Here is a 25,817-nt window from a genome sequence, read left to right as displayed (position 1 = left end):
ATGACGTGGCCTATATGAATTTATTTCAGATTTATTCTATTTTAATAGAAATGCCCAAAGCTACTTATCACTAAAAAATAAATACTTATGAAAAAAACAGATTTAAAAAAGAACAGTGCAAAATCTTTTTCTTCAGCTATGATAGGGCAAAATTTTTTCAATACAACTGAGGGGATGCTTCATGGAAGTCGTATGTCTAGATCTAGAGGGCGTTTTGGTTCCAGAAATCTGGATCAATTTTGCTAAAAAAACAGGTATTAAAGAGCTCGAAGCAACGACACGTGATATTCCTGACTATGATGTGTTGATGACCCAGCGTTTGAATATTTTAAAACAGCATGGTTTGGGTCTAAATGATATCCAGGCTGTGATTGCGGATATGGGGCCATTTGAAGGCGCCAAGGAATTTGTAGAATGGGTAAGTACTCATTTTCAGCTGATTATTCTGTCTGACACTTTCTATGAATTTGCTCATCCTCTAATGAAGCAACTAGGCTGGCCAACGATTTTCTGTCATAAGCTGGAAACTGATGAAGAGGGCATGATCACTGCTTATAAACTTCGTCAGCCGGACCAAAAACGTCAAGCCGTAAAAGCATTACATGGCTTGAACTTCCGTGTGATTGCAGCAGGAGATTCTTATAATGATACCACGATGCTAGGTGAAGCAGATCATGGTTTCCTATTTGATGCGCCTGAAAATGTGATTGCTGAATTCCCGCAATTCCCGCCAATTCGTGGTTATGATGCGTTAAAAGAAGCGATTCGTAATGCTTCAGTACGTGATATTCCAGCTTAATTTTTAAGTTTGAAATTAAAAAAAGGCACCAAAGAGTGCCTTTTTTTATTAGAGTAAAACTCTTTATTGCTTAGAAACGGTAGCCGATTTTTAGGCCATAACCCATGGCATGGTTGTCTTCAAAGCTACCTTTTACTTCACCACCTGTTTGTGCTTGTGCATCTCCTAGCCAGAAGTATTTAACCCCAGCCTGGATAAAATAGTTTTCTGCAGGGCTGTATTGGCCGCCTAGACCGACACTCCAATAACCTTCAGTTGGACCCAAGGTGGTTACCGGGTTTCCTGCACCAGAGTCATAACCTACAGCAGCAGAGCCTGACCATTTAACGTTAAATTTATGACCTAAACCCACATTTGCAGACCATTGATCATCTGAATAATCGACAAGATTCTGCTGTTTTCCGGTGAGTGCGCCAGTTAGCTGAGATAAATAAGCAGGTTTTACTGCAAACTGATCCCAATGTACCCAGCGAATATTAGCAAAGGCTAAGGTATTTTTTGCAATGCCTGACTGTAAGTCAATGTTGACTGATTGTGGTGTAGTAATTTCCGCTTTATGGTAAGTTGGAATTACTGGTTTACCCAATAATGTGCCAGTTAATCTAGGAATATATAAAGCCCCATCTGTACCAAAACCGAAGGTTTCTGTGGTATCTAATTCATGTTTAATTTCAGAGCGATAAGTCACAGCAGCTTTTAAGGCAATTTCAGGAATAGAATATGCAAAACCAGCTAACCAACCGTAAGCTTCACTTTCTTTAAGGTCAATATCATAACCGCCAAGAACTTGCGGGCCTCTATAAGCTGTACCACGTAGGGAGACTTTCGCCTTTACGCTTTGATAGACAGGTCCGGCATAAACATTCCAGTTCTCATTTGGCTGATACCCTATAAGTGCTGTAATGCTATTGGTTTTTACTTCAACAGAAGTGCCCTCCAATACACCAGTATTGGTATTTACTGTAGCAAAAGCATTAGATTCAGGCGCATATTGAGCGTCAGCTCCAAATGGCTGGTCATAAAGTAAACCCAGAGATATTTTATCAGTTGCCTGAATTTTTATAGCAGCAGTAGGGAAGTAGTAATCTTCAGCCATATCGCTGACTTTATTGCCGGCATTGTCTTTACCTTGAACTTCTGGATCTAAAACAGAAATACCCGCTTCCGCATAGTTACCAGGTTGTAAAAAAGCCTGAATAGACTGGCCTGAACGGTCTAAACCGGCAGCGAACACGAGAGAAGTAGGCAGGCTAGAAAGAAGAATAACGATAGAGATTGGCTTAAGCTTCATGGCTCATCCTTGACAATGTTGCATAAATATTAATAAAAGTTGTGGAAAAGTAACACAAATTTAAAAAGAGTAAATGCTCCACTTCGTCCAAGAAATGAACTATGGCGGTTATAAAAAATGATTGCTTAGAGTATTTATACTATATTTTTTTGATTAACTTAATGAAAATAAACAAATAATAATTTTTATCAAAATATATTAAAAACAAAATTTAGGCAAAATTTGATTGGTGATAAAAGCATCGAATAGTATACAGGTGTATAAAAATATAATTGGGATAATAAAAACCACCCGAAGGTGGTCTTTATTAACTATCAGGAATTAGAAGCGATAGCCCATTTTTAAGCCATATGCGATTGCATGGTTATCGCTGAAGTCACCAACAATACGGTTATCTTCACCGACTTGAGCTGCAGTTTGTGATTCTGCATCACCTAACCAGAAGTATTTCACACCACCAGCAATAAATGTAGCTGGAGTAGGACTAAATTGAACGCCTAAACCAACATTCCAATAACCTTCTGTTGGTCCAAGTGTTGAAACTGGATTACCTGCACCAGAATCCCAACCCACAGAGACATTCCCAGCCCATTGCTCAGAAAGCTTACGACCTACACCTACTGTTGCAGACCATTGATCTTTATCATATTCAACTACGTGGAAACCATCTGGACGATTCACAGAATCTAATTGTCCAACAGCTTCACTTATTTTACCAAACTGGTATGGGCGAATAGAGAAATTAGACCACTCTACCCAACGTACATTAGCAAATGCTACGGTATCTGCCATGATACCTGTTTGGAAGTCTAAGTTTACAGATTGCGGAGTAGTAATTTTGGTTTTACCAGATTCAGTCATTGCATCTGTATAAGTAGTTGGTACACCTAAACCATTTAAGAGTCCTGTAACTGATGCAGCAGCAAGAGGATTATTTAAAACTGATAATCTTTCAGTAGTGCTCGCATTATGGTCGATTTCAGAGCGATAAGTTAAAGAAGCTTTTAAGGCAATCTCAGGAATTTGGAAAGCCATACCTGCTAACCATCCTAAGTCTCCTGTCTCTTTGAAATTTGCATCATAGCCATTAAAAATACTATATGCCTGTCCGCGTAATTTTAAGTCGCCTTTAACAGTTTGATATACTGGTCCTGCATAGATATTCCAGTTTTGGGTTGGTTGGTAGCCAAAAACAAAACTAAGATTTTGTGTATGTACCTCAACCTCAGTATTGCCTTGACCTAATGCAGCATTAGCATTCACTAAAGCAGTTTGAGTTCCTTGTAATTGTTGTAAGCCTGCTGCAACGATTGGATTTGATGCAGCAACTTGCTGTAAAGCACCTAGTACTAAGCTCTGCTGTGGAGTGCCTGCTGGTGCAGCTGCTGTAACAGCAGTCAAAGCTGGAGCAAAACTAGCTCCAGCTGCTTGCACTAATTGACTAACTGAATTTTGAGTAATATTCGCGATACTTGATGGAGTGAGAACTTGGTCAGTTCCTTGAGATACAAAAGCGTTATTACCGCTATATTCTGCATTTGCACCAAAAGGTTGGTCATATAAGAGACCAAATGAAAACTTATCTGTAAGTTGTAATTTTAATGCAGCATGAGGAAAATAATAGCTGTCAGCCATATCGCTAATTGAACGACGTGTGTCTAATTCGCCAGCTTCTTGTCCTGAGACATCTGCATCTAAAACAGAAATACCTGCTTCAAAATAGTTACCAGGTTGTAGGAAGGCTGCAATAGATTGGCCTGAACGGTCCATTGCCGCAGCAAATGCACCCGTCATTGGTACAGTTGCGAGAATCATTGCAGTAGTTAATGTTTTTAATTTCATTTACGTCTTTCCTTGAGGTACAAATTTATATCTAGCGTTGTTGTTTGCACTTATTAAATTCTTGGAGATTTCGGGTATTTATCCGCAATCATTTGTTACTCCATGTGACAAAAATAGCACAATTAAAATAAGAGTAAATGCTCTAGAAAAAACTAATTAGTCTAAAAAAGCACCAAAATAGAGTTTTTGCACCAAAAAATAGCTGTATTTTAAAATAAGTATTTGAAAGTAAAAGAAATAAAATAATGGAGAAAAAATGATTTTTTGTATAAAAAATATTCTAAAAATATGAAGATTAACGCTAATTTTTTGAAGTATAGATCACATTTTGAAAGGATGGTGCGCCCTGCGGGACTCGAACCCACGTCGGTCGCTTAGGAGGCAACTGCTCTATCCAGTTAAGCTAAGGGCGCGAAAGAAGGCTATTGTACTGTAAAAAATGCAAAAAAAAAGTTATTGCCGAAGCAATAACTTTAAAAATCATCGATTAAAAGATTTTTTGATTAATTCTTAGGGCGCAGTGCCTTAAACAGAATAAACATGATCACTACCCAGATCGGAAGCATCAGTACTGATTCTTTAAAGCCTTGTGTCCACATGATGTAAAGAATGGTTGCAATGAAAGCTAAAACCAGAATATTACTTGCAGGTGACCACAATGCAGGGAAACTGGTCTTTTGTCCTAACTGCTTCATGCTTTGCATAAACTTGAAGTGGGTCAAGCTAATCATGGCCCAGTTCAGTACCAATGCACCTACCACCACATACATCAGGTGACTTAAGGCATCTTCAGGAACAAAGTAGTTTAGGAGTACACAGCCGAAAATCAGCAGGGCAGAGAACAGTACTGCAGGAATAGGAACCCCCTGTTTGTTCACAGTCTTGAAGATTTTAGGGGCATTACCTTGCTGTGCCAGACCATAAAGCATACGGCTATTGGCATACATACCACTGTTATAAACAGAGAGTGCCGCTGTCAGGATGATGAAGTTCAGCAGATGTGCTGCCCAGTCAATGCCTAGTTGGCTGAAGATCATCACAAACGGGCTTTTATCTAGGCCGCCAAGCTCTAACTGATTCCAAGGTACTAAAGACAATAGAATGGTCAATGCACCTACATAGAATACCAGAATACGGAATACGACCTGATTAATCGCTTTTGGAATGGTTTTTTCTGGATTTTCAGCTTCTGCTGCCGCCATCCCGATCAGTTCAATCCCACCGAAGGCAAACATCAGGAAGGCCAGCATATAGAATAAGCCTTCAAAACCATTCGGGAAGAAACCGCCTGCTGTCCAAAGGTTGCTGAAAGAAGCACCTGAAGAGGCATCAGCAGTCAGGATCAGATAGAGACCAAAGACAATCATGGAAACGACCGCAGTCACTTTCACAATAGACAGCCAGAATTCTGATTCACCGTAGAATTTCACATTGCCGAGATTGACCAGCGTAATTACGATGAAGAAAAACAGGACTGAGGTCCAAGCAGGAATATGAGGCCACCAGTAATTAATATATTTTGCAACGGCGGTGAGCTCGGTCATAGCCACCAGGATATATAAGATCCAGTAGTTCCAACCCGCAAGGAAACCAGGGAATTTGCCCCAGTATTTATAAGCAAAATGGCTGAATGAACCTGCTACAGGTTCATGAACAATCATCTCACCCAATTGACGCATGATTAAGAATGCAATTAAGCCACCAATGGCATAGCCAAGAATAATAGAAGGACCCGCAGATTGGATCACCTGTGCGGAACCTAAGAATAAGCCTGTGCCAATTGCACCGCCCATGGCGATCAACTGAATATGACGGTTCTTTAAGCCACGCTGAAGTTGTGAAGACTCGTTATTCAAAGTGTTCAGCCCGACAATGTAAGAAATAGGTATAAAGATTGTAATGGAACAAAGATAAGAAGCCTAGAGCACCCGTCTGGATGAAATATTATTATCGTATTTATAAAAAAAAATTATAAAAATAAATAGAATAAAAGATATGTGAATCAATATATTAATTTTATTGAAAATGTAACTGATGAGTTTGCTGTTTTTTTAACTCGACACAAATGCTGTTTTTTTATACTTAGGTCGGGCAAGGCAGCTACTTGGCTTTAAACCGATTATACTCGTCTCAGAAATATTCAATAATTTTGATCAGAATAAAGACAAGCCAGAGGAAGAAAGTATTCATGAGTTTCGCTGCCCAAATCAAAATCCCGGCCACTTACATGCGCGGAGGCACCAGTAAAGGGGTGTTCTTTAAACTGGACGATTTACCTGCTGCTGCACAACAGGCAGGCCGAATTCGGGACCAGTTATTATTAAGAGTGATCGGCAGCCCGGATCCATATGGCAAGCAGATTGATGGGATGGGCGGTGCCAGTTCAAGTACCAGCAAAACTGTGATTCTGTCTAAAAGTCAGCAAGAAAATCATGATGTGGATTATCTTTTTGGTCAGGTATCGATTGATCGACCTTTTGTGGACTGGAGTGGTAATTGTGGCAATCTGACTGCAGCAGTTGGGGCATTTGCGATTTCCAATGGCCTGGTCGATCCTGCACGTATTCCTGAAAATGGGCTGTGTACGGTGCGAATCTGGCAGGCGAATATTCAGAAAACCATTATCGCCCATGTACCGATGCAGAATGGTCAGGTTCAGGAATTAGGTGATTTTGAGCTGGATGGCGTAACTTTCCCAGCAGCCGAAGTACAGATTGAATTTCTGGATCCTGCCGATGATGATGCCGAGGGCGGTTCAATGTTTCCGACCGGAAATTTAACCGATACGCTAGAAGTACCGAATATTGGCAGCTTTGAAGTAACGATGATTAATGCCGGGATCCCGACAGTTTTCTTAAAGGCAGAAGATCTGGGCTATAACGGTACCGAGTTACAGGACCATATCAATAATGATGCAGCTGCCTTGGTGAAGTTTGAAACCATCCGAGCCTATGCTGCTCAACAGATGGGTCTGATTCAGGACATTAGTGAAGCTGTTACACGTCAGCATACGCCAAAGATCGCTTTTGTGGCTCCGCCAAAGACTTATACGTCCTCTAGTGGTAAGGAAGTCACTGAAACAGATAGCGATATTCTGGTCCGTGCCTTATCGATGGGTAAGTTGCATCATGCCATGATGGGAACAGCCGCTGTAGCGATTGGAACAGCGGCAGCGATTCCGGGAACTTTGGTCAATCGTGTTGCGGGTGGCGGTGAACGTGAATCAGTCCGCTTTGGTCATCCTTCCGGTACCTTAAGAGTGGGTGCGCAAGCAGTGCAGGAAAATGGAGAATGGAAAGTAAAAAAAGCCATCATGAGTCGTAGTGCGCGTGTGCTAATGGAAGGTTGGGTGCGTGTCCCTGAAGATGTTCTCTCTTAAAATTATTCCTTGAGAAAATTAGCCTAAGTAAAACCATCAGTTCTCTGGTGGTTTTTTTATTAAAAAAGATATTTCTGATTTGATTATTTTCAGTCTCAATACAGAATTATGAAACAACATTTGGATTTAAGAATGAAAATTCAATGCAATTCTAGGTACAATGCCTGATAACAGACAGGCACTTATAAACTGTCATTTTATTATTCTGGCTACGTATTCGAGGCGAATGTGTCATCTATCACTGACGTATCAACCCATGCACTAACTCAAGCACAACAACGGATTCAACACGATTTAATGACTGCTTTGGAAGCCTTTTCCATTCCAGAACCGTTAAAGTCGGCAGTACATCATGCCGTAATGCTAGGAGGAAAGCGGGTACGTCCAGCGCTCTGTTATGCCACTGCTGCATTAAAGCCGAATCAGAATAGTGCTGCGGTACGCCGTGCCGCAGTTGCGATCGAGTTTATTCATTGCTATTCACTGGCACATGATGATCTGCCATGTATGGACAATGACTTGTTACGTCGTGGTCAGCCAACCTGTCATGCTGCTTTTGGTGAAGATACGGCTCTTTTGGCGGGTGATATTTTGCAATCTATGGCGTTTGAAATTCTGGGTAGTCGTCTGTTTGATCAGGGGCCTGCAGTAGAACCTGCGATTGTCTTGAAGCAGATGCAGATTCTGGCGACTGCTTCCTCGAAAATGGTCAATGGTCAGGTACTGGATTTACAGGCCGAAGGCAAAAAAATTGATCAGGAAGCATTGGAAACCATTCACCGAAATAAAACCGGAGCTTTGATCAGTGCAGCGATCATGATGGCAGCGGTGACGATCTTTGAAGGGACTGATCTGGCCATTCCAAAATTGCGTGAATTCGGGCAAGCCATTGGTCTTGCTTTCCAGGTGCAGGACGATATTCTGGATATTATTTCTGATACAGAAGTGCTGGGTAAAACGGCGGGCAAGGATGAACAGGTGGAGAAGTCAACTTATCCAGCATTGATGGGTTTAGAGAAAGCCCAAGCCTATGCACAGCAATTACATGATCAGGCCATGACTGCACTGAATCATTTTGAAAGTCAAGCCGATGACCTGATGCAGATTACCCAGTTCTTGCTGACACGTAAAAGCTGATTTTAATAAACTAATCTTCCTGAAATCAGCTTAAAACAAGCATAAAAAAGAGGACTTAAAGTCCTCTTTTCTTTTATATTGAATTACTTGCTTTCGTTATACAGACGTTCTGCCTGTTCAAAGCGTGTCGTAATTTCAGCTGTTGGCGCTTTGCCTAATAGACTCACAACCACAATCGCAATCCATGAGCAGATAAAACCTGGAATAATTTCATAGATGCCGGCTGGAATAAAACCAAGACCTGTTCCACCAATAGTATTCTTCCACAGAATTACCATACATGCGCCAACGATCATGCCTGCCAAGGCGCCATTCAAGGTCATGCGCTTCCAGAACAAAGACAGAATAATCAGTGGACCAAAAGCAGCGCCAAAACCTGCCCAAGCATACGCCACCAGACCCAAGACTTTAGATTCAGGATTACCAGCCATCCAGATTGCCAATAAAGCAATGAGAAGCACCATCAAACGACCGACCCAAACCAGTTCTTTTTGTGAGGCATTTTTACGTAGGAATGATTTATAAAAGTCTTCAGTCAGGGTACTTGAACAAACCAGTAACTGACAGCTAAGCGTACTCATCACCGCGGCCAAAATTGCCGCCAGAACCACACCGGCAATCCATGGATTGAACAGGATTTTGGTCAGTTCCATAAATACTGTTTCAGGATTGGCATTCACTGCAGCTGCCAGTTCTGGATGCTGCTGGAAATAGGCGATCCCGAAGAAGCCGGCTGCCACCGCACCACCCAGACATAGAATCATCCAGGTCATGCCGATACGGCGTGCATTTGGAATCGACTTGACCGAATCTGCTGCCATGAAGCGCACCAGAATATGCGGCTGGCCAAAGTAACCCAGACCCCAGGCAAGCAGGGAAATAATCGCAACAACGCTCAGATCACCCAGAATATTCATTGCTTGAGGACGAGCAGCTTCCAGTGCCAAAGTCACTTGGGACATATCTGAAAATGCCATCAATGTCACGATTGGCGTCAGCAACAGGGCGAAAATCATCAGACCTGCCTGAATGGTATCGGTCCAGCTCACCGCCAGGAAGCCACCAATAAACACATAGCTGATGGTGGCAATGGCACTGATCCAGAGCGCAGTGCTGTAAGACATGCCAAACATGCTTTCGAACAGACGTGCGCCTGCAACCATACCGGAAGCACAGTAAATCGCAAAGAAAATCAGAATGACGAATGCAGAAACCACACGCAGGATTTTTTTCTGGTCATTGAAGCGATTCGAGAAATAATCCGGCAGGGTCAGGGCATTATGCTGGACTTCGGTATGGACCCTTAAACGGCCCGCAACCAGCAGCCAGTTCAGCCATGCACCGATAATCAGACCAATCGCAATCCACATTTCGGATAAACCTGAAAGATAAATTGCGCCCGGCAAGCCCATCAGCAGCCAGCCACTCATGTCGGAAGCCCCTGCAGAAAGTGCAGTTACGAAACTACCTAAACGTCGGCCCCCTAAGATGTAATCAGAAAAGTTGTTTGTCGCACGGTATGCCATCAGGCCAATCACGACCATGCCGACAATATAAAAAAGAAAGGTAATTAAGGTTGGATTTAGGGAGCTCATACGGTATCCATTTTTAAGTTGGACAGTAGATCGAAACAAGGATTATGACAGATGCGAAAGACTTTAATCCGAAAGCCAAGCAACATCGAATCCAGAGGATTTCAAAAATAAACGCGAAATTTAACCATAAATTCACAATCTTTGCTGAGATTTTCTTATTTTGAAAGAAAATAGGCAACCAATTGGTTGCCTATTGTGAAGTATCTCTGAAATTTAGTGACGTCCCATTACACCACGGATGGTATTCAGCACATCGGCAGGCAAGACCACAGTCTTGGCATTTGGAGATTTGGCCATATCCTGCATGGCTTTGACATATTGTTCACCCAACAGATAAGCCACAGGAATTTCCTTGTCACCAATTGCCTGACTCACCATATCAATCGCACGTTGGGAAGATTCTGCCAGTACGACTTGTGCTTCTGCATCACGACGTGACGCTTCCAGACGACCATCAGCTTCCAGAATAGCGGCCTGTTTTTCACCATCCGCTTTAGTCACGGTTGCACGACGTTGACGCTCTGCCGCTGCCTGTTCTTCCATCGCCGTCTGCATGGTTACAGAAGGTTTAATATCCTGAATTTCAACCGTCTTTAAGGTGATTCCCCAGTCTGAAATATCATCAGAAATGCTGGACTTTAAACGTGCCTTGATATGATCACGCGAAGATAAGGCATCATCCAGATCCATTTCACCCACGATTGAACGTAGCGAAGTTTGTACCAGGTTCTGAATTGCCCATGAGTAGTTCTCAATCCCGTACACCGCTTTTTCAGGAGTTGTCAGGTTGATATAAGCCACCGCATTCATCAGCAAGACGGCGTTATCGCGGGTAATTACCTCCTGAGAAGGAATATCCAGAACGATATCTTTGGTGGTGACTTTATAAGCCACTTCATCTACGTAAGGAATGACAAAATTCAGGCCAGGATTAAGCGTGGTGTGATATTTACCCAGACGTTGCACAATCCATTTATAGCCTTGTGGAACAATCCGTACACCTTTAAAAATGGTAATCGCAACAAAGGCCAAGAACGCAATAACAATGATAGTGCCAGCAGACATAATTTATTCACCTTTTTCGTTTTGATATTGAGTGCTGTGGGGCTGTACAACCAGGTCATTTCCCAGAATATCGACAACACGGACACGATCCCCAACCTGAACTTTATCCAGAGCACGGCAATCCCATTCATCCGAGCCTAGAACCGGTAGCGGAAAACGAACCCGAATCTGATCCTGTTCAAGATCGGTCTGAATCACCATGCCAATTTGGCCAATAGTGGCCTCACGCGACAAGCCGGCTTTGGTCTTGTCGATAGAAAGCGGCTTGATAAACTTAAACCAAAGCAAGGTACAAAGAACAGACAGGATGATCCAGGTCAGGATCTGGGTGGTCAGTCCCATCATCGGGAACATCCAGTACAGAATGCCGACCATAATGGCACCAATCCCGAACCAGAGGGCAGCAAAAGCGGGCAGGAGTAATTCTGACAGAATAAGAAGTATTCCCAATACAAACCAGTGCCAAGGTTCAAGAACTAATTCCATATCGTGACCTATATTGCTAAGTATTTAATTAATCATCATCTTTATATGATTTACTTCCAATGTAGCAGATGCTGCAGCAGATGAATATAAAAAATTTCTGATTAAAATTTTGCCGGTCGTGCAGGCTTGAATGCAGCCGGAGACTGCCTAAAATCACTGATGGCTTTTTCAATTGAACGGATTTTCAGTTGCGCGGCTTTTTCACCTTCAAGAATGGTCTCATTGCTGGCTTTTAAATCCAGCGTACCAATATGACCTACTTTAGGCTGGATCACGATATTAGCTTGCCTGAGTTCTTCATTGATACTTTGCTGACCCATGATATTAATCGTCTGGTCCAGTACGCCCCACATGTTGAGTGCTTTATTGCTGTCCGGACGTGCAGATATATCTACGGCAATAACAATATCTGCTCCCATATCTTTGGCCGTTTTTACTGGAATTGGACTAACCAGACCGCCATCGACATATTTTGTACCGCCAATTACAGCGGGCACAAAGACATTCGGAATACTGCAAGAGGCACGCACGGCTTGTCCGGCATTGCCTTTGATAAAGTCAGCTTTACGGCCATTGTCTAGGCGGGTTGCCACTGCCGCGAAGCGAATCGGGAACTGTTCAATCGGTTTATTCGCCACATTTTTATTGACGAAATCCTGCAGTTTCTGTCCGGCAATAATCCCTTGGCGGTTCAGGGTTAAATCACGAATATCGGATTCTTTAAAGTTCAAGGCGATTTGCTGCAACTGATAAGGAGATTTGCCGCTGGCATATAGACTGCCCACGAAGCTTCCGGCACTAGTTCCAGTAACAATCTTCGGTTTGATGCCGTGCGATTCGAGGACTTTGAGTACCCCGATATGGGCAAAGCCTTTGGCACCGCCACCACCGAGCGCAATAGCCACCACAGGTTCACGAGCCTGAAGAGGAGTAGAGGTTGTTGGGGTTTTAGTAGCTTTATCACATGCTGCAAGGCTTAAACCCAAGCAGCCAATCAGAGCATAACGGGTTAATTTCATTATAAAAAACTGGCGATTAAATCAACAAAATTCAGGCTATCACATCAAAAAAAGCCAGTTTTGCCTAGTCTTTTTTCAAAAGCTTTTGTAACGGCTTGGCGACCCAATCCGGATTTTTGGCCGAAAATTTACCTTCATAATGCTTATAGATCTGTTCCAGATCATATTCATAATCACCTGTCAGGTGATATACACCGAGGATATGAACGGTCTTGATGTCATAGTCAAAGGAAAACATCACAATCGGCAAATGGGCTGCCTTGGCAATATGATAAAAACCACTGCGGATTTTTTCTGGCGCCTTGCGAGAACCTTCCGGTGCCATACCTACCCAGATCCGATCAGTCTTATTAATGACATCAACAATCTGTCGGGTATGTCCTTGAGGGGTATCACGTACAACCGGAACCACACCAATCCATTCCAGGATCGGTTTAAGTGGTGTGCGGAATAAACTGTCCTTGCCAAAAATCGTGATCTGAATGCCGAGACCGAGCAAAGCATTGAAGCCCAGCCAGGCATCGATATTCGAGGTATGCGGGGAAATAATCGCTACTGCTTTAGGCAGGTTAGGGAATTCGCCTTTGAGCTGCCAGCCCTGAGCCAGAAATAGCTGTTTAAACAGGGCTTGGCTCAGTTTACCTCCGCGGGAGGGAACCAATGGAGGGAGTCTGGGGAAACGTGTTGTACTCATCAATGTCTCATCCTGAAACGTATTTTTCTTTATTTTTGATCATATTAGACTGTTGTAAAATCTGGATCATTGGCAAAATGTATAGCGATGATGGATGCTTTTAGCATTTTTACCTTAAGGACCTGCGCTGAATATGCGGAATACTTATATTTTACTGTTTTCCCTATATTGGGCACAGGGGCTTCCGGTCGGGTTTATGACCCATGCCTTGCCGGTCATTCTGCGAGCTGAAGGCGTATCTCTGGCACATATTGGTGGCTTTGGCCTGCTCATGCTGCCATGGTCGATTAAAATCTTCTGGGCACCTTTAGTTGATCGCCATGGATCAAAAGCTAGAGGTCATTATCGAAGCTGGATTATTCCTTTGCAATGGCTTTCTGTCGCTGTACTGATTGGGCTGTCCTTCTTGCCGATCCAAGCCTTAAACCAGCCGCTGTACCTGTTGATCTTTTTTATCACGTTGTTAGTGATGAATGGGATCGGTGCTACTCAGGATGTTGCCACGGATGGACTGGCAGTCAATATTTTAAAAAATGAACAGCAACACTGGGGTAATACCTTTCAGGTGATTGGTTCCCGCTTGGGCTTTATTGTTGGAGGCGGGGCAATCCTGTGGTTACTCGACTTTTTGCATTGGCAGATGACCTTTTTACTGCTGGCAGTTCTGGTCTTTCTGAATACTTTACCGGTGTTATGGTTTAAAGAACCAGATCATCAAAAGATGATTTCTTCATCATCCGAGAAATTACCTGCTCGGACTAGAATCAAAGCTTATTTTCAATATTTTTTAGCTGATTTTACCTTGGCGACATGGCTGCTGGTTTTACTGACCTTTAAAGTGGCAGATGGTCTGTCTGGGCCTTTATTAAAACCTTTGATGGTCGATTTGGGACTGAGTTTTAGTCAGATCGGTATTTATGTCACCATGCTCGGCGCTTTTGCAGCATTAATTGGCGCAGGGCTAGCAGGCTGGTGTTTGAAATACTGGTCGCGCAGTTGGAGTTTAATGATTTTCTCTATTCTGAAAATACTCAGTCTAATCGCTTATGCCTGGCTGGCTGCACAGTATGAAGCCCAAAACAAAGTGGCAAACTGGATCATTTATCTCATTAATGCTGCCGAGGATATGATATCGGCCATGCTCTTAGTCGTTATGTTGACCTTGGTGATGCAATACAGTCGCAAGCATCTGGCAGGGACTGATTTCACCTTTCAGGTTGCCTTGATGGCTACTATAAGCGGGGGACTTTATAGCCTGAGCGGGCTACTAGGGGACGCTTTAGGTTACCAAAACTATCTAAATTTGATCGTAATCATCGCGATTTTTTGCCTGATTCCTATTTTCCGATGGATGAAAGTAGCAAAAAATATTTAAAATCTCTTATGAATAAATAGGTTAATTGACTCCCCACCTAAAGTATTAAAAAGAATATGTAAATATTATTTTAATAATTTTGTAATATAGGCGCCGTGTGTATTATTTGTAACAAAATAAGTTAAAGGATTTTTTAATGAAAACTAAGTTAGCAACAGCAATCGCACTCAGCCTTTTAGCGGGGACTACATTTGCAGCACCAACTTTCTATGGTGAAATTGACGTAACTGCAGATTACCTACCTGAAGACAATGTAGGTAAGAATCGTGACGTTGTAGAATTAAATAGTAATAATTCATTCATCGGTATTAAAGGTGATGAAAAACTGACTGACCGTTTAAGCGCACTTTATCAAGCTGAATTAACCTTCTATACAGATGATGGTCAGGGTGGCGAGGGTAATGATACTTTTGTACCGCGTAATATCTTTGTTGGTTTAAAAGATGAAAAACTGGGTGCTTTAAAAGTAGGTAAAATTGATACGCCTGTAAAACAGCTTTCTGCGGTTGTAGATACTTTTAATAACTATATTGATAATAAAGCCGATGTCGCAGGTATTTTTACTGGTGAAAACCGTATTGATAACGTTGTAGTTTATGAAGCTCCAGCTCTTGCGGTAGGTGAAGGTAAACTTAAAGCGACTGCACTATTAGCAACTGGTGAAGCGAGTGGTGTATCTAAATCCAATGGTGGTTCTAAAGTTGCAGGCCGTGGTTTAGGCGATGCATGGTCAGCATCTGTAGTCTATGACAGCAAACCTGTAGTTTTAGGTCTTGGTTATGACAAAGCGATTCCATCAAACTTTGCAGGTCGTGGTTTTGTAAATGCTTCTGCTCCGGAAGTAACAGGTGGGGTAGCAGGTAGTGCATTTGCTGCAGCGAACACTATTCGTGCGATTGGTCGTGTAAACCTTGATGGTGGTCTGTCTCTACGTGCTTTATACCAAACTTCAGAAGTTGAAGGTGTTGCAGGTAATGATGCTGCAGCTGCATCTATTGATGATGCACAAGGCTGGTTAATTGGTGCAGAATACAACCTGCCAAATGCAAAAAACTGGACAGTAAAAGGTCAATATAGCCAGAACACGACTGAATTTACTACGGCTAAAGCTGATTATGAAGCACAACAAATTATTGTTGGTGCAGACTATGCTTTCTCTAAACAAGTCAAAGCTTATGGCTATGCAGGTTATCTAACACTTGAACAAGGTTCATTAGAAACTAAACAACCAGTGGTTGGTACAGGCGTCGAATACAAGTTCTAATTTTAGAACAAAATAAAAGCGGTGCTCCGGCATCGCTTTTTTTATGTCTGAAACAACAAAACTTAGCAATTTTAGGTCTAATCCTGAAAGTTCCCAGCTGTTACCATGACAGAAAATCCTCTATTCCTTTTTAAATTATGACCATTCAAGCTGTTTTATTCGATCTTGACAATACCTTGACGCATCGTGACCTGACGACACAGGCCTATAGCCGTTATCTGGCAGAATATTATGCTTCAGCATTTGCACAGGTTGAGCTTGAGAAAATTATCGAAATTGTACGACGCATTGATAATGGCGGTTATCCGAAAAAGGAATTGCTGACTCATGGCAGTATTGGCGCTTCAGCTGCATATGCATTGTTGCAGGAATTATCCTGGTTAACTCCACCAGATCTAGAGGAGCTAGCGCAGTTCTGGTTCAGCGAGTTTGGACGTTTCGCCGTAGAGATGCCGCAAGCAGGGCAAGTATTAAAACAGCTTAAAACTGAAGGTTATCGCTTGGCCATTGTATCCAATGGCGGACATGAGACCCGATTAAATACCATTCGCGGTTTAGGTATTGCAGAGTATTTTGATGAGATTGTCAGTTCAGGATTGGTCGGCTTTAATAAACCGCAACCGGAAATTTTCCAGATTACCGCAGAGCGTTTAGGCGTGCAGCCAGAGCAGTGTCTATATATTGGTGATCATCCTGTCAATGATATTCAAGGCGCAACAGCCGTAGGTATGCATGCTTTGTGGATGCAAGGTTTCCATCCGGATGCCGGACATATTCAATATAAGATTCAGCAATTACCAGAAATCTTTGATCATTTGCAGCGGCTTAAGCAGCTTTAAGTAATCCGGTGACTATTCATGGCTTTTGCCCATTGGTGAGAATGACAGCGTGGACAAGTTTGTTCCGCTTCTTTTAAATGCTGGACTTGACCGCAATAAATACAAGCATAAAGCTCTTCTGGCTTGACTTCTTTGACTATGCAGCAGGATTTAGGGAAAAGTGGGAGCCCATGCCGAACATCATCTGGATGGAAATATAGAATACTGAATTTACCATCTGTTTCCAGTAAACCTAAGCGCACCTGACCCAAATGTTCAATGCCTTGCTGACGCATCTCAGCAAAGAATTCATCATGAGACATTTTGCCTTTTTTAATTTCATCAATGACCAGTAAACCATCTTCCACAATATGAATCGGTTTGCCTTCGAGCAGGTCTTCAAACCATTGAAATTTCATCATGAGCCAGGTGGTCAGACGATACAGGAAAATGATCACCGACATGATCAGCGCTGCCTGGATCAGAGGAAGATCTTCCGTAAACATCGGATCGCCAGCAATGGAACCCAAAGCAAGAATGATGGTGACTTCAAAGATCGAAAGTTGTCGTACCCCACGTTTACCTGTCAGCCGCAGAAACAGGATAATCATCGCGTACATGACTACGCAGCGTAGCAAAATCTCTGTGGCAAATTCCCAGGTCGTATCATTTATAAATATGGTGGCCCAGTCCATTGTTATTATTTCCAGAACACTCTTTGTTTCGAGTCTAGCAATCTCAGCTGTTAATTTGCTGCTGTAATTGTGTAAGTTTTTGAATAAAAATAAATTATGTTTTTTGAATATGATCGCTGTGAATAAAAGATATAGCGATTTTGAGAAAATAAGATAGATATTTCATGTAAATATTGATTGATTATTCAACAGATTAAATTTGAACCAGTTCATATTTTACTCTGTATGACTTTTAATCAGTATAAATAATATCCTGCTGAAATATATCAAGATAAAATCTGAGTAATTTCCTAGGAATAATGAGAACTATTTAATGATTTGTAATCAAATAACGTGATACTTATAAATTTCTGTATGTTGTGGCCTGAAAAATATAGCGATTAAAGCAAGCTAAAAATCTGTTTTTTAAATTAAAAATATTGATTTTGACTTCCAAGAAAGGATGTATTGTGAAAAAGATATTCACGCTTTTAACGGTTATGGGCTTAAGTACAGCGGTATTTGCAGATGCAGACTGGAACTATGATCAGCCTGAACAGTGGTCGACTCTAAACCAGAAATATTCAGCCTGTAATGGATTGAACCAGTCACCAATCAATATTGAGCGAACTGTCAAAGCCGAACTGGAACCGCTCAAGTTTAGCTATAACACCATGATTCACGCAATTGAAAATAAAGGTCATACCGTTCAGGTAGACTTTGCCCAAGGCGGAGAATTACAGCTGGATGGTGAAACTTTTGTGCTGAAACAGTTTCATCTACATAGCCCAAGTGAGAACCTAATTAAAGGCAAGAGCTATCCTCTAGAGATTCATTTTGTCCATGCCAATACTCAAGGTGAACTTGCTGTAGTGGCGATGATGTTTGCGCAGGGTACAGAAAATCCGATGCTTAAACGTATGTGGAATCGCTTGCCGAAAAAGCAAGGTGAAAAAGTCGTCTTGAAAACTCCGCAACCTGTAAATGAGATGTTGCCTAAGAATCTGGATTATTACCGCTTTAGTGGTTCGCTGACGACACCACCATGTTCTGAAGGTGTGCGCTGGTTGATTTTGAAAGAGATCCAACAGGCCTCTGCGACACAGATTTCAGAATTTTCCAAGTTAATGGGTCATCCAAATAACCGTCCAGTGCAGTCCTTAAATGGCCGTGTGGTACTGGAATAACAAAAATCTGGATGAAAAAGCTGACTTAGTTCTGCTTTTTTTAATTCTGATACAAATTTCAATAGCCTAAGGTGAAAAGAACTTTGTGGCGAATGCTGAAAGAATTAATATAGATAAGATTTCCTTGGGTCTTTCTGCTGCCATGCTCTTTGACTTAAAAACCATGATCCAGCCATTCACAGCGCTTTCGCCACAGCAGAAGAAGCTGGATCGTCTGATTGATAAAATCGAACAGCAGAAGTTGGAGTTAAAACAATGGCAACAGGCTGAAGAAGACCTACAGCAATATACGCATAAAACTTTCATGCCGGTCTATCATGAATTACATGGTGTGCTGTTTGAGCAGCTCGAACAGCTCTGGAAGCACTTGCAGGAAACAGATTTTACCAAGGTCGAGTTGGTAGTACTGGATGAGAAGATTCAATACCTGGCAGATTATCTGCAAGATTCTCAGGCGATGTCAGCGCAAGAAGCCAATAAGGTCAATGAAATCTTCATCTATTATCAGCAACGCGCTGAACATGCTCAATTCAGAAAAAGCCAAAAAAAGACCAATGAACTGGAAAGGTTTTTTAAGAATGAAAATGTCCCAGATCCGGCTGATGCTGAGGGATTTGAAGAATGGGCCTCTGATCATTTTCAGCAAATCCGCGAGCAGGCCAAACTAAAACGCCAGCAGGAAAAACAGGAACAGGCGGCTGCGATGGCAGAGCAGTCAGTGAAATCTGTATATTTAAAGATTGCTGCGGCGATTCATCCGGATCGTGAAGCGAATGATGTAAAGAAGATTAAAAAGACTGAATTGTTGCAACGTGCCAACGAGGCCTATGCAGAACAGGATCTGTTTGCTTTACTAAAAATGCAGCTTCAGATTGAGCAAGATCGAGATCCTTCGCAAAAGAGTTTAAGTGCAGAGCAAGTCAAGCTGTATCAAATGGCTTTGGATGTGCAGAGCCAGAAGTTACAAGAGCAGATTGATGCATTGATCAATCGATTGGTCTGGTCATCAAAAACCAGAATTGCAGTCAAAAAGGCAAAAGGTAAGGTTCAAATTGCTGATCTGTATAAGCAGATTGATGAAGACACTTCAGCCATAAAACAGCAGATTAAGGTCGAAAAAGAACGCCTGATGTATATCAAAAAGGTAAGTGGATTAGAGATGTTTTTAAGGCGTGGGATGCTTTAAGGTTTTTCTACCTCTTCCTTGGGGAGAGGGTCGGGGTGAGGGCATTTAAAATTTCTGTTATCCTCAATAAAATAATAAAAACAAAATCCTATGAACAAAAAACTCGATTCCCAACTACTTATCTTTGCCAAATCCCTGCGCCATACTGCCACCGATGCTGAGCACCTCATGTGGCAAATCCTTCGTGCCAAACGTTTTATGAATCTTAAATTTCGTCGTCAGCATGTGATTGAGCCTTATATTGTGGATTTTTACTGTCATGAAATTGGTTTGGTGATTGAGTTGGATGGCAGTCAGCATGGAACGGATGATGCTATGGAATATGATGCTGAAAGAACCAAGTTTTTGGAGGCTTTGGGTTTGAGAGTTGTGAGGTATTGGAATAATGAAGTGTTGTTAGAAACTGATGATGTATTAGATGATTTATGGAAAGTGTGTTTAGGGCTTAAAAGTAAAAACACCTCTCCCTAACCCTCTCCTAAAAGGAGAGGGAATTTCATTACTAAATCCATGCAAGCATTAATTCAAATGACGCTCCCTCTCCCTATGGGAGAGGGCTGGGGTGAGGGATTATTTAAATTAAAAACTTAAATTATATGATTTAAGTTGGCTTAGTTTGAGAATTCATCTCTTCAATATTTTCTATAAGCTTTTCTACTAATATGTGAAGATTTTTAGCTTCTTCAATAAAGAGGTCTTGATGATTTAACCACGCAGCGTGGTATCCACGGCGTTGTAGATAAGAGTTTTCATTAAGATGTTCTTCGGCTTTAAATAGTTCAAAGCAGAATCTAGTTAATAGGTCATGTTTAAAATCACTATCCATTAAAGATTGGATTTTTTGGGAAAAATGAGGAATTAATTCAAAATAATTACTATTAAACTCTTCTATGTCATCTCCAAAGAGGTCTTTTGTATTAGGATTATTTTCCTCTAAAAATTCAAATATAGTTCTCTTAATCAAATATAGAGTTGGTAGAAGCAGTAGTAATGTATTTTTTCTTCGTAATTCAGCACTTGTATTCTGTATAGTTAATTGATTTTTATTGGATTGATAAGGAACCCATGCTGCTATTAGTATAGCGATAATGCTTCCAATCGCTTGTATCCAAGCTGGTAGATCAGTCAAAATGAATTCCTTTTTTATAAAAATAAAGGGCTGAATAATCAGCCCTTTATACATTGAATTAGATTAAATTGCCAACAATTATAACGCCGCAATCTGTTCCATATTCGCTTTAATTTTCGCTAACTGATCAGCAAACTCAGCCAGTTTCGCACGTTCACCTTCAACTACAGCAGCAGGTGCTTTTGCCACGAAACCTTCATTCGAAAGTTTGTTGGCAATCTGGTCATGCTGTTTTTGAACCTTGTCTAAGTCCTTTTGTAGACGACCCAATTCCGCTTTAGGGTCAATGAGGCCCTTCATTGGAACGAATACAGACACGTGACCAACGACTGAAGATGAAGAGAGCGGAGGTTGCTCGCTGTCGCCTAAGAAGGTGATACTTTCAACTTTCGCCAATGCTTTGAACAATGCTTCAATACGCGTGATCTGTGCTTTTTCAGCTTCAGTGGTGTTCTGAAGAAGAACTGGTAACAGACGCGCATTACCTAAGCCCATTTCACCACGGATGTTACGTACCGCACCGATCAAACCTTGCAGCCATTGCATATCTGCTTCAGCCTGTTCGTTGATCTTCGCTTCATCTGCAACAGGGTATTGAGCCAGCATGATAGTTTCGCCAGAGATCCCCAGTTTAGGTGCAAGCGTTTGCCAGATTTCTTCAGTCAGGTAAGGCATGATTGGGTGAGCAAGACGTAAAGACGCTTCCATCACAGCCAATAACACACGACGAACTTCAGCTTTACGCTCTTCAGATACGTTTTCATCGTTTAGAACCGGTTTAGTCAGCTCGACATACCAGTCACAGTATTCATTCCAGATGAACTCGTAGATCGCTTGTGCAGCCAGGTCTAAACGGTAAGTCGCGAATGCTTGCTGAACTGCTTGTTCCGCTTTTTGCAGACGGCTTACGATCCATTGTTCAGGCAATTCCCAAAGATCAGGACGTGCAGTTTGACCAACGGTTTGACCTTCCACGTTCATCATCACGAAACGGGTACCGTTCCAGATTTTGTTGGCGAAGTTACGGTAGCCTTCAACACGCTTCATGTCGAACTTGATGTCACGACCGGTGTTGGCAAGCGCACAGAAGGTGAAACGAACCGCATCGGTACCGTAAGACTGAATCCCTTCAGGGAATTCTTTACGCGTTGATTTTTCAATCTTCGATGCCTGTTTCGGGTTCATCAAACCTGTGGTACGTTTTTGTACTAATGTTTCTAAATCTACACCGTCAATCAGGTCTAATGGGTCAAGTACGTTACCCTTAGACTTAGACATTTTCTGACCTTCGCCATCACGTACCAGACCATGAACGTACACAGTCTTGAACGGCACTTGTGGCGTACCATCTTCATTCTTCATGAAGTGCATGGTCAGCATGATCATGCGGGCAACCCAGAAGAAGATGATGTCAAAACCTGTCACCAGTACATCTGTCGGGTGGAAGGTATTCAAGAAGTAGTTGGCTTTGTCTTTTGCTTCGTCGCCAGTCCAGCCTAAAGTCGAGAATGTCCAGAGACCTGAAGAGAACCATGTGTCCAGTACATCTTCATCCTGATTCAACTCAATATCGGCAGGAATATTGTTTTTCGCACGAACTTCTTCTTCGTTACGACCGACAAATACATTGCCTTCAGCATCGTACCAGGCCGGAATACGGTGACCCCACCACAATTGACGCGAGATACACCAGTCCTGAATGTTATTCATCCATGACATGTACATGTTGCTGTACTGCTCAGGAACGAACTTGATACGGCCATCTTTAACCGCTTCAATTGCAGGTTCAGCCAGTGGCGCAATTTTTACATACCATTGGTCTGTCAGTAATGGCTCAACGATCACACCTGAGCGGTCACCGCGAGGTGGTTTTAGTGTGTAAGGTTGGATTTGGTCTAACCAGCCTTCAGCTTCTGCTTGCTCAACCAGTTTTTTACGTGCTTCAAAACGCTCTAAACCAATGTAGTCTGCAGGCGCAGGGATGGTTTTAGAAATCTGTTCGCCCGCTTTCGCGATGTATTCAAACTCAGCCAGAACTTCGGCATTTTTGTTGAAGATGTTGATTAGTGCCAGACCACAGCGTTTACCCACTTCATAATCATTGAAGTCGTGTGCAGGTGTAATTTTTACACAGCCTGTACCGAATTCTTTTTCAACATATTCGTCAGCAACAATGGCAACGGTACGGCCAGTAATAGGCAATACGATATTTTTACCGACAAGATGTGCATAACGCTCATCTTCAGGGTTGACCGCAACCGCAGTATCACCGAGTAATGTTTCTGGACGAGTGGTTGCAACGACAATATGGTCTTTGCCATCTTGAGTGCGAAGCGATTTATCTTCAAAGAAATATTTGAAGTGCCACAATGAGCTTTGTTCTTCTTTATCAGATTCTACTTCAAGGTCAGACAGGGCTGTTTGCAGTTTAGGGTCCCAGTTCACCAGACGTTTGCCGCGGTAAATCAGGCCTTCTTCATGCAGTTTCACGAATACTTCTTTAACTGCGTTGGATAAACCTTCATCCATGGTGAAGCGTTCACGTGACCAGTCTACTGAAGAACCCAAACGACGGATTTGACGGGTAATGTTACCGCCAGACTGTTCTTTCCATTCCCAGACTTTTTCGATGAACTTTTCACGGCCCAGATCATGACGACTTACGCCTTGAGCACCTAACTGACGCTCAACAACCATCTGGGTTGCGATCCCCGCATGGTCAGTGCCTGGCTGCCATAAGGTATTTTTGCCTGACATACGGTTATAACGAGTCAAGGCATCCATGATGGCATTGTTAAAACCATGACCCATGTGCAAGCTACCAGTGACGTTTGGCGGCGGAATCATGATACAGAATGATTCACCTTTTTGAGACGGCTTGAAGTAACCGCGCTCTTCCCAGGTTTGGTACCATTTTTTCTCGATCTCGGTCGGATCGTAGGTCGTAGCAATATTTTGCGCTGAATCAGTCATAGTCTAAACAGATCAAAAGTGGATAAAAAATTGCATCTATTGTAGCAAAAAAATCAAGGCATGCGGCAGCTTAACCAAAAGCAAACTTTCGCCAATTGGCAGTTGCCTGAACTCAACGTATGATAGATTGATAAAACGCGACTCATCGCAGACGATTAAAAAAAGGATAACAAGATGAGCTATAGCATTTCTCTCAAGATTCACCCCGATACTCATCAACGGTTTAAAGACCTGCATTCCCGATTTAATGCTGGTGAGCAGGAAAGCCTGGCCAAACTGCTCGGTGAAAATCTGGCCGATATTGCCTGTGAAATTATTGACCAGATTTTTGGCCGTGTGGTGCAGCTCTCAAGCTCCCCAGATCAGGAATCTGAAAAAGTCATTCAACAGATTTTAGAAACGACTCGCAAATATATGCCATGGTCAGTTTCGTTTTTTGGTAATGACCGACTGATTCCTATGGTGAACTATCTGTACAAAATGACCCATGAAAATGAGGACGGATATTTTGTTCGCTATCCGGTAGAGCGCATGCTGATCATGGAACTGCTGGGCTGCGTGGAGCAGATGAAAAGTGGCAATAACCAGTATGTCTCACCGGCATTGAAAGCTTTTATTCAGGTGGTGGATCAGGGTGTGACGCATCTGGTGCGTGAACCAAAAAAGATGCTGAAATTTAATGTGGTGGTGGATAAAACATTGAATGGTGTGATTCACCTGACCACACAACTGGGTTATAAACGTTTTGATAAACTCGGTAGCCTCTATGATGCGGATACCATGAGTTATTATTTTGAGCAGTTGCTGGCATTTCTGGAAGATGAAATGCCGCCAGGAACACATTCATATAAAGAGGGTGACAGGATTTAATGGCAAAACTAGAAAATTTACAGGGAAAAGTAGTCTGGATTACCGGAGCATCTTCAGGAATTGGTAAGGCACTGGCTGAAGAATGTGCTGCCCAAGGTGCACAGATAGTATTGACTGCACGACGTTTGGAAGAACTGGAAAAAGTCCGTTCAGGACTGGTGAATCCTGATCAACACATCTCAGTCGTGGCCGATATTACTGATGAAAGTCAGGTACGCACGGCTTATGAACAGGTGCTAAGTGAGAAAGGCCGCATTGACTGGCTGATCAATAATGCCGGACTCAGCCAGCGTGCCCTGATTCAGGAAACCACCATGCAGACTGAACGCGCCATTATGGAAGTCGATTATTTCTCTCAGGTGTTTTTCACCAAAACAGTTTTACCGACATTTTTAAAACAGAAATCTGGCCGGATTGCTTTTATTTCCAGTGTGGCCGGCCTGCTTGGAACTCAATATCGGGCGTCTTATTCAGCAGCCAAAGGCGCGATTCATATGTGGGCGAATAGCCTGCGCGCTGAAATGGCAGATCAGGGTATTCAGGTATCCGTGATTTTTCCGGGCTTTATTAAAACTAATGTGTCTTTTAATGCCTTAAATGGGGAAGGCAAACCTCAGGCCAAGCAGGATGAAGCGATTGAAAATGGCTTGGAACCGGCTGATTTTGCCCGTCAGACTGTAGAAGCGTTGAAACGTGGTGAAGAATATATCGTGGTGGGGGGCTCTAAAGAAAAACTAGGTGTTCTAGTGTCACGTCTATCGCCAAAAGTATTGTATAAGATGATTCGCAAAACTAAGGTGAAATAATCTGTTTGCAAGATCAAGCTGGTTGTCATCGGTTACAGGTTTATTGCTCGATAGAAATAGACCTGTAATCTGAAAATAGTATGCTCATCTTTATAATTTATCTAGGGTGTGTTGACACTTTTAGCTTAAAAAAATAGCGAAGTAGTAAAATCAAATCGCCAAACCCAATTTTACTATTCGCTATGCCTCGTACCATGCTGACAGATCAACACTGGCAAAAGTTGAAAG

At 42.3% G+C, this 25,817-nt stretch carries 22 protein-coding genes and 1 tRNA gene; 11 read left to right on the top strand and 12 right to left on the bottom strand.

The window, feature by feature from the left end; all coding sequences use genetic code 11:
- Positions 1-181 precede the first annotated feature (181 nt).
- A complete protein-coding gene (gene thrH, locus FTU72_RS08245; protein ID WP_179993412.1) occupies positions 182-799 on the top strand; it encodes a bifunctional phosphoserine phosphatase/homoserine phosphotransferase ThrH in 618 nt (205 codons plus the stop codon).
- 70 nt (positions 800-869) lie between these two features.
- Here thrH and FTU72_RS08240 read toward each other — a convergent pair whose 3' ends face one another.
- The 4 genes from FTU72_RS08240 to FTU72_RS08225 all read right to left on the bottom strand — a co-directional run bounded on the left by FTU72_RS08240 (position 870) and on the right by FTU72_RS08225 (position 5,788).
- Entirely contained in the window at positions 870-2,090 is a 1,221-nt protein-coding gene (locus FTU72_RS08240; RefSeq protein ID WP_180052669.1) for an OmpP1/FadL family transporter, read from the bottom strand.
- A gap of 321 nt (positions 2,091-2,411) precedes the next feature.
- On the bottom strand, positions 2,412-3,932 hold the full coding sequence (locus FTU72_RS08235) for an outer membrane protein transport protein (protein WP_179993355.1): 1,521 nt from the start codon (positions 3,930-3,932) through the stop codon (positions 2,412-2,414).
- Between the two features lie 337 nt (positions 3,933-4,269).
- Positions 4,270-4,345 (bottom strand) — tRNA-Arg (locus tag FTU72_RS08230).
- Positions 4,346-4,435: 90 nt separating this feature from the next.
- Positions 4,436-5,788 carry an amino acid permease gene (locus FTU72_RS08225; RefSeq protein WP_179993356.1) on the bottom strand — a complete coding sequence of 451 codons (1,353 nt, stop codon included), beginning with the start codon at positions 5,786-5,788 and terminating at the stop codon, positions 4,436-4,438.
- Between the two features lie 332 nt (positions 5,789-6,120).
- Here FTU72_RS08225 and prpF point away from each other — a divergent pair, with 332 nt between their 5' ends.
- Together prpF and FTU72_RS08215 are read left to right on the top strand one after the other, a co-directional pair.
- The gene (prpF, locus tag FTU72_RS08220; protein ID WP_180012293.1) at positions 6,121-7,311 is read left to right on the top strand and encodes a 2-methylaconitate cis-trans isomerase PrpF; all 1,191 of its coding nucleotides are present in this window, start codon (positions 6,121-6,123) and stop codon (positions 7,309-7,311) included.
- A 228-nt stretch (positions 7,312-7,539) separates the two neighbouring features.
- Positions 7,540-8,448 (top strand): polyprenyl synthetase family protein, encoded by a 909-nt coding sequence (locus FTU72_RS08215; RefSeq protein ID WP_004783076.1) that lies wholly within the window; start codon positions 7,540-7,542, stop codon positions 8,446-8,448.
- Positions 8,449-8,531: 83 nt separating this feature from the next.
- On the opposite strand, the gene putP is transcribed toward FTU72_RS08215, so the two are convergent.
- The 5 genes from putP to FTU72_RS08190 form a co-directional block, all read right to left on the bottom strand.
- Complete coding sequence (gene putP, locus FTU72_RS08210; RefSeq protein ID WP_180052668.1) at positions 8,532-10,043, bottom strand: sodium/proline symporter PutP; 1,512 nt, start codon at positions 10,041-10,043, stop codon at positions 8,532-8,534.
- Between the two features lie 213 nt (positions 10,044-10,256).
- A complete protein-coding gene (locus tag FTU72_RS08205) occupies positions 10,257-11,108 on the bottom strand; it encodes an SPFH domain-containing protein (protein ID WP_005234507.1) in 852 nt (283 codons plus the stop codon).
- Positions 11,109-11,111: 3 nt separating this feature from the next.
- Positions 11,112-11,594, bottom strand: a complete 483-nt coding sequence (locus FTU72_RS08200; RefSeq protein WP_004783073.1) for an NfeD family protein — start codon at positions 11,592-11,594, stop codon at positions 11,112-11,114.
- 101 nt (positions 11,595-11,695) lie between these two features.
- Positions 11,696-12,613 carry a patatin-like phospholipase family protein gene (locus tag FTU72_RS08195; RefSeq protein ID WP_004783071.1) on the bottom strand — a complete coding sequence of 306 codons (918 nt, stop codon included), beginning with the start codon at positions 12,611-12,613 and terminating at the stop codon, positions 11,696-11,698.
- A 64-nt stretch (positions 12,614-12,677) separates the two neighbouring features.
- The gene (locus FTU72_RS08190; protein ID WP_180052667.1) at positions 12,678-13,307 is read right to left on the bottom strand and encodes a 1-acyl-sn-glycerol-3-phosphate acyltransferase; all 630 of its coding nucleotides are present in this window, start codon (positions 13,305-13,307) and stop codon (positions 12,678-12,680) included.
- A gap of 133 nt (positions 13,308-13,440) precedes the next feature.
- Between FTU72_RS08190 and FTU72_RS08185 the strand changes: the two genes are divergently transcribed.
- The 3 genes from FTU72_RS08185 (at position 13,441) to FTU72_RS08175 (ending at position 16,785) form a co-directional block, all read left to right on the top strand.
- Entirely contained in the window at positions 13,441-14,682 is a 1,242-nt protein-coding gene (locus FTU72_RS08185; RefSeq protein ID WP_180052666.1) for an MFS transporter, read from the top strand.
- 136 nt (positions 14,683-14,818) lie between these two features.
- Complete coding sequence (locus FTU72_RS08180) at positions 14,819-15,946, top strand: porin (protein WP_005234516.1); 1,128 nt, start codon at positions 14,819-14,821, stop codon at positions 15,944-15,946.
- Positions 15,947-16,083: 137 nt separating this feature from the next.
- Positions 16,084-16,785 (top strand): HAD family hydrolase, encoded by a 702-nt coding sequence (locus FTU72_RS08175; protein WP_180052665.1) that lies wholly within the window; start codon positions 16,084-16,086, stop codon positions 16,783-16,785.
- Here FTU72_RS08175 and FTU72_RS08170 read toward each other — a convergent pair.
- Positions 16,782-17,459, bottom strand: a complete 678-nt coding sequence (locus FTU72_RS08170) for a DUF421 domain-containing protein (RefSeq protein ID WP_104426479.1) — start codon at positions 17,457-17,459, stop codon at positions 16,782-16,784. The genes FTU72_RS08175 and FTU72_RS08170 overlap by 4 nt on opposite strands.
- A 479-nt stretch (positions 17,460-17,938) precedes the next feature.
- Here FTU72_RS08170 and FTU72_RS08165 point away from each other — a divergent pair, with 479 nt between their 5' ends.
- The 3 genes from FTU72_RS08165 to FTU72_RS08155 all read left to right on the top strand — a co-directional run bounded on the left by FTU72_RS08165 (position 17,939) and on the right by FTU72_RS08155 (position 20,282).
- Entirely contained in the window at positions 17,939-18,625 is a 687-nt protein-coding gene (locus FTU72_RS08165) for a carbonic anhydrase (protein WP_180052688.1), read from the top strand.
- A gap of 142 nt (positions 18,626-18,767) precedes the next feature.
- Positions 18,768-19,811 (top strand): molecular chaperone DnaJ, encoded by a 1,044-nt coding sequence (locus FTU72_RS08160; RefSeq protein WP_180052687.1) that lies wholly within the window; start codon positions 18,768-18,770, stop codon positions 19,809-19,811.
- A 90-nt stretch (positions 19,812-19,901) separates the two neighbouring features.
- Positions 19,902-20,282: an endonuclease domain-containing protein gene (locus FTU72_RS08155; protein WP_159122839.1), complete on the top strand. Its 381-nt coding sequence runs from the start codon at positions 19,902-19,904 to the stop codon at positions 20,280-20,282.
- A gap of 130 nt (positions 20,283-20,412) precedes the next feature.
- Here FTU72_RS08155 and FTU72_RS08150 read toward each other — a convergent pair whose 3' ends face one another.
- Together FTU72_RS08150 and FTU72_RS08145 are read right to left on the bottom strand one after the other, a co-directional pair.
- Positions 20,413-20,940, bottom strand: a complete 528-nt coding sequence (locus FTU72_RS08150; RefSeq protein ID WP_180052664.1) for a hypothetical protein — start codon at positions 20,938-20,940, stop codon at positions 20,413-20,415.
- Between the two features lie 78 nt (positions 20,941-21,018).
- Entirely contained in the window at positions 21,019-23,913 is a 2,895-nt protein-coding gene (locus FTU72_RS08145; protein ID WP_180052663.1) for a valine--tRNA ligase, read from the bottom strand.
- Between the two features lie 174 nt (positions 23,914-24,087).
- Between FTU72_RS08145 and FTU72_RS08140 the strand changes: the two genes are divergently transcribed.
- Positions 24,088-24,783, top strand: coding sequence for a hypothetical protein (locus FTU72_RS08140; protein ID WP_159122836.1), 696 nt, complete (start codon positions 24,088-24,090; stop codon positions 24,781-24,783).
- On the top strand, positions 24,783-25,589 hold the full coding sequence (locus tag FTU72_RS08135) for an SDR family oxidoreductase (RefSeq protein ID WP_159122835.1): 807 nt from the start codon (positions 24,783-24,785) through the stop codon (positions 25,587-25,589). The genes FTU72_RS08140 and FTU72_RS08135 overlap by 1 nt, the downstream gene beginning before the upstream one ends.
- Positions 25,590-25,817 lie beyond the last annotated feature (228 nt).

It is taken from the genome of Acinetobacter sp. YH12137 (genome assembly GCF_013418535.1).
Lineage (GTDB): Bacteria > Pseudomonadota > Gammaproteobacteria > Pseudomonadales > Moraxellaceae > Acinetobacter.
This window is presented reverse-complemented; position numbering and strand designations above follow the sequence as displayed.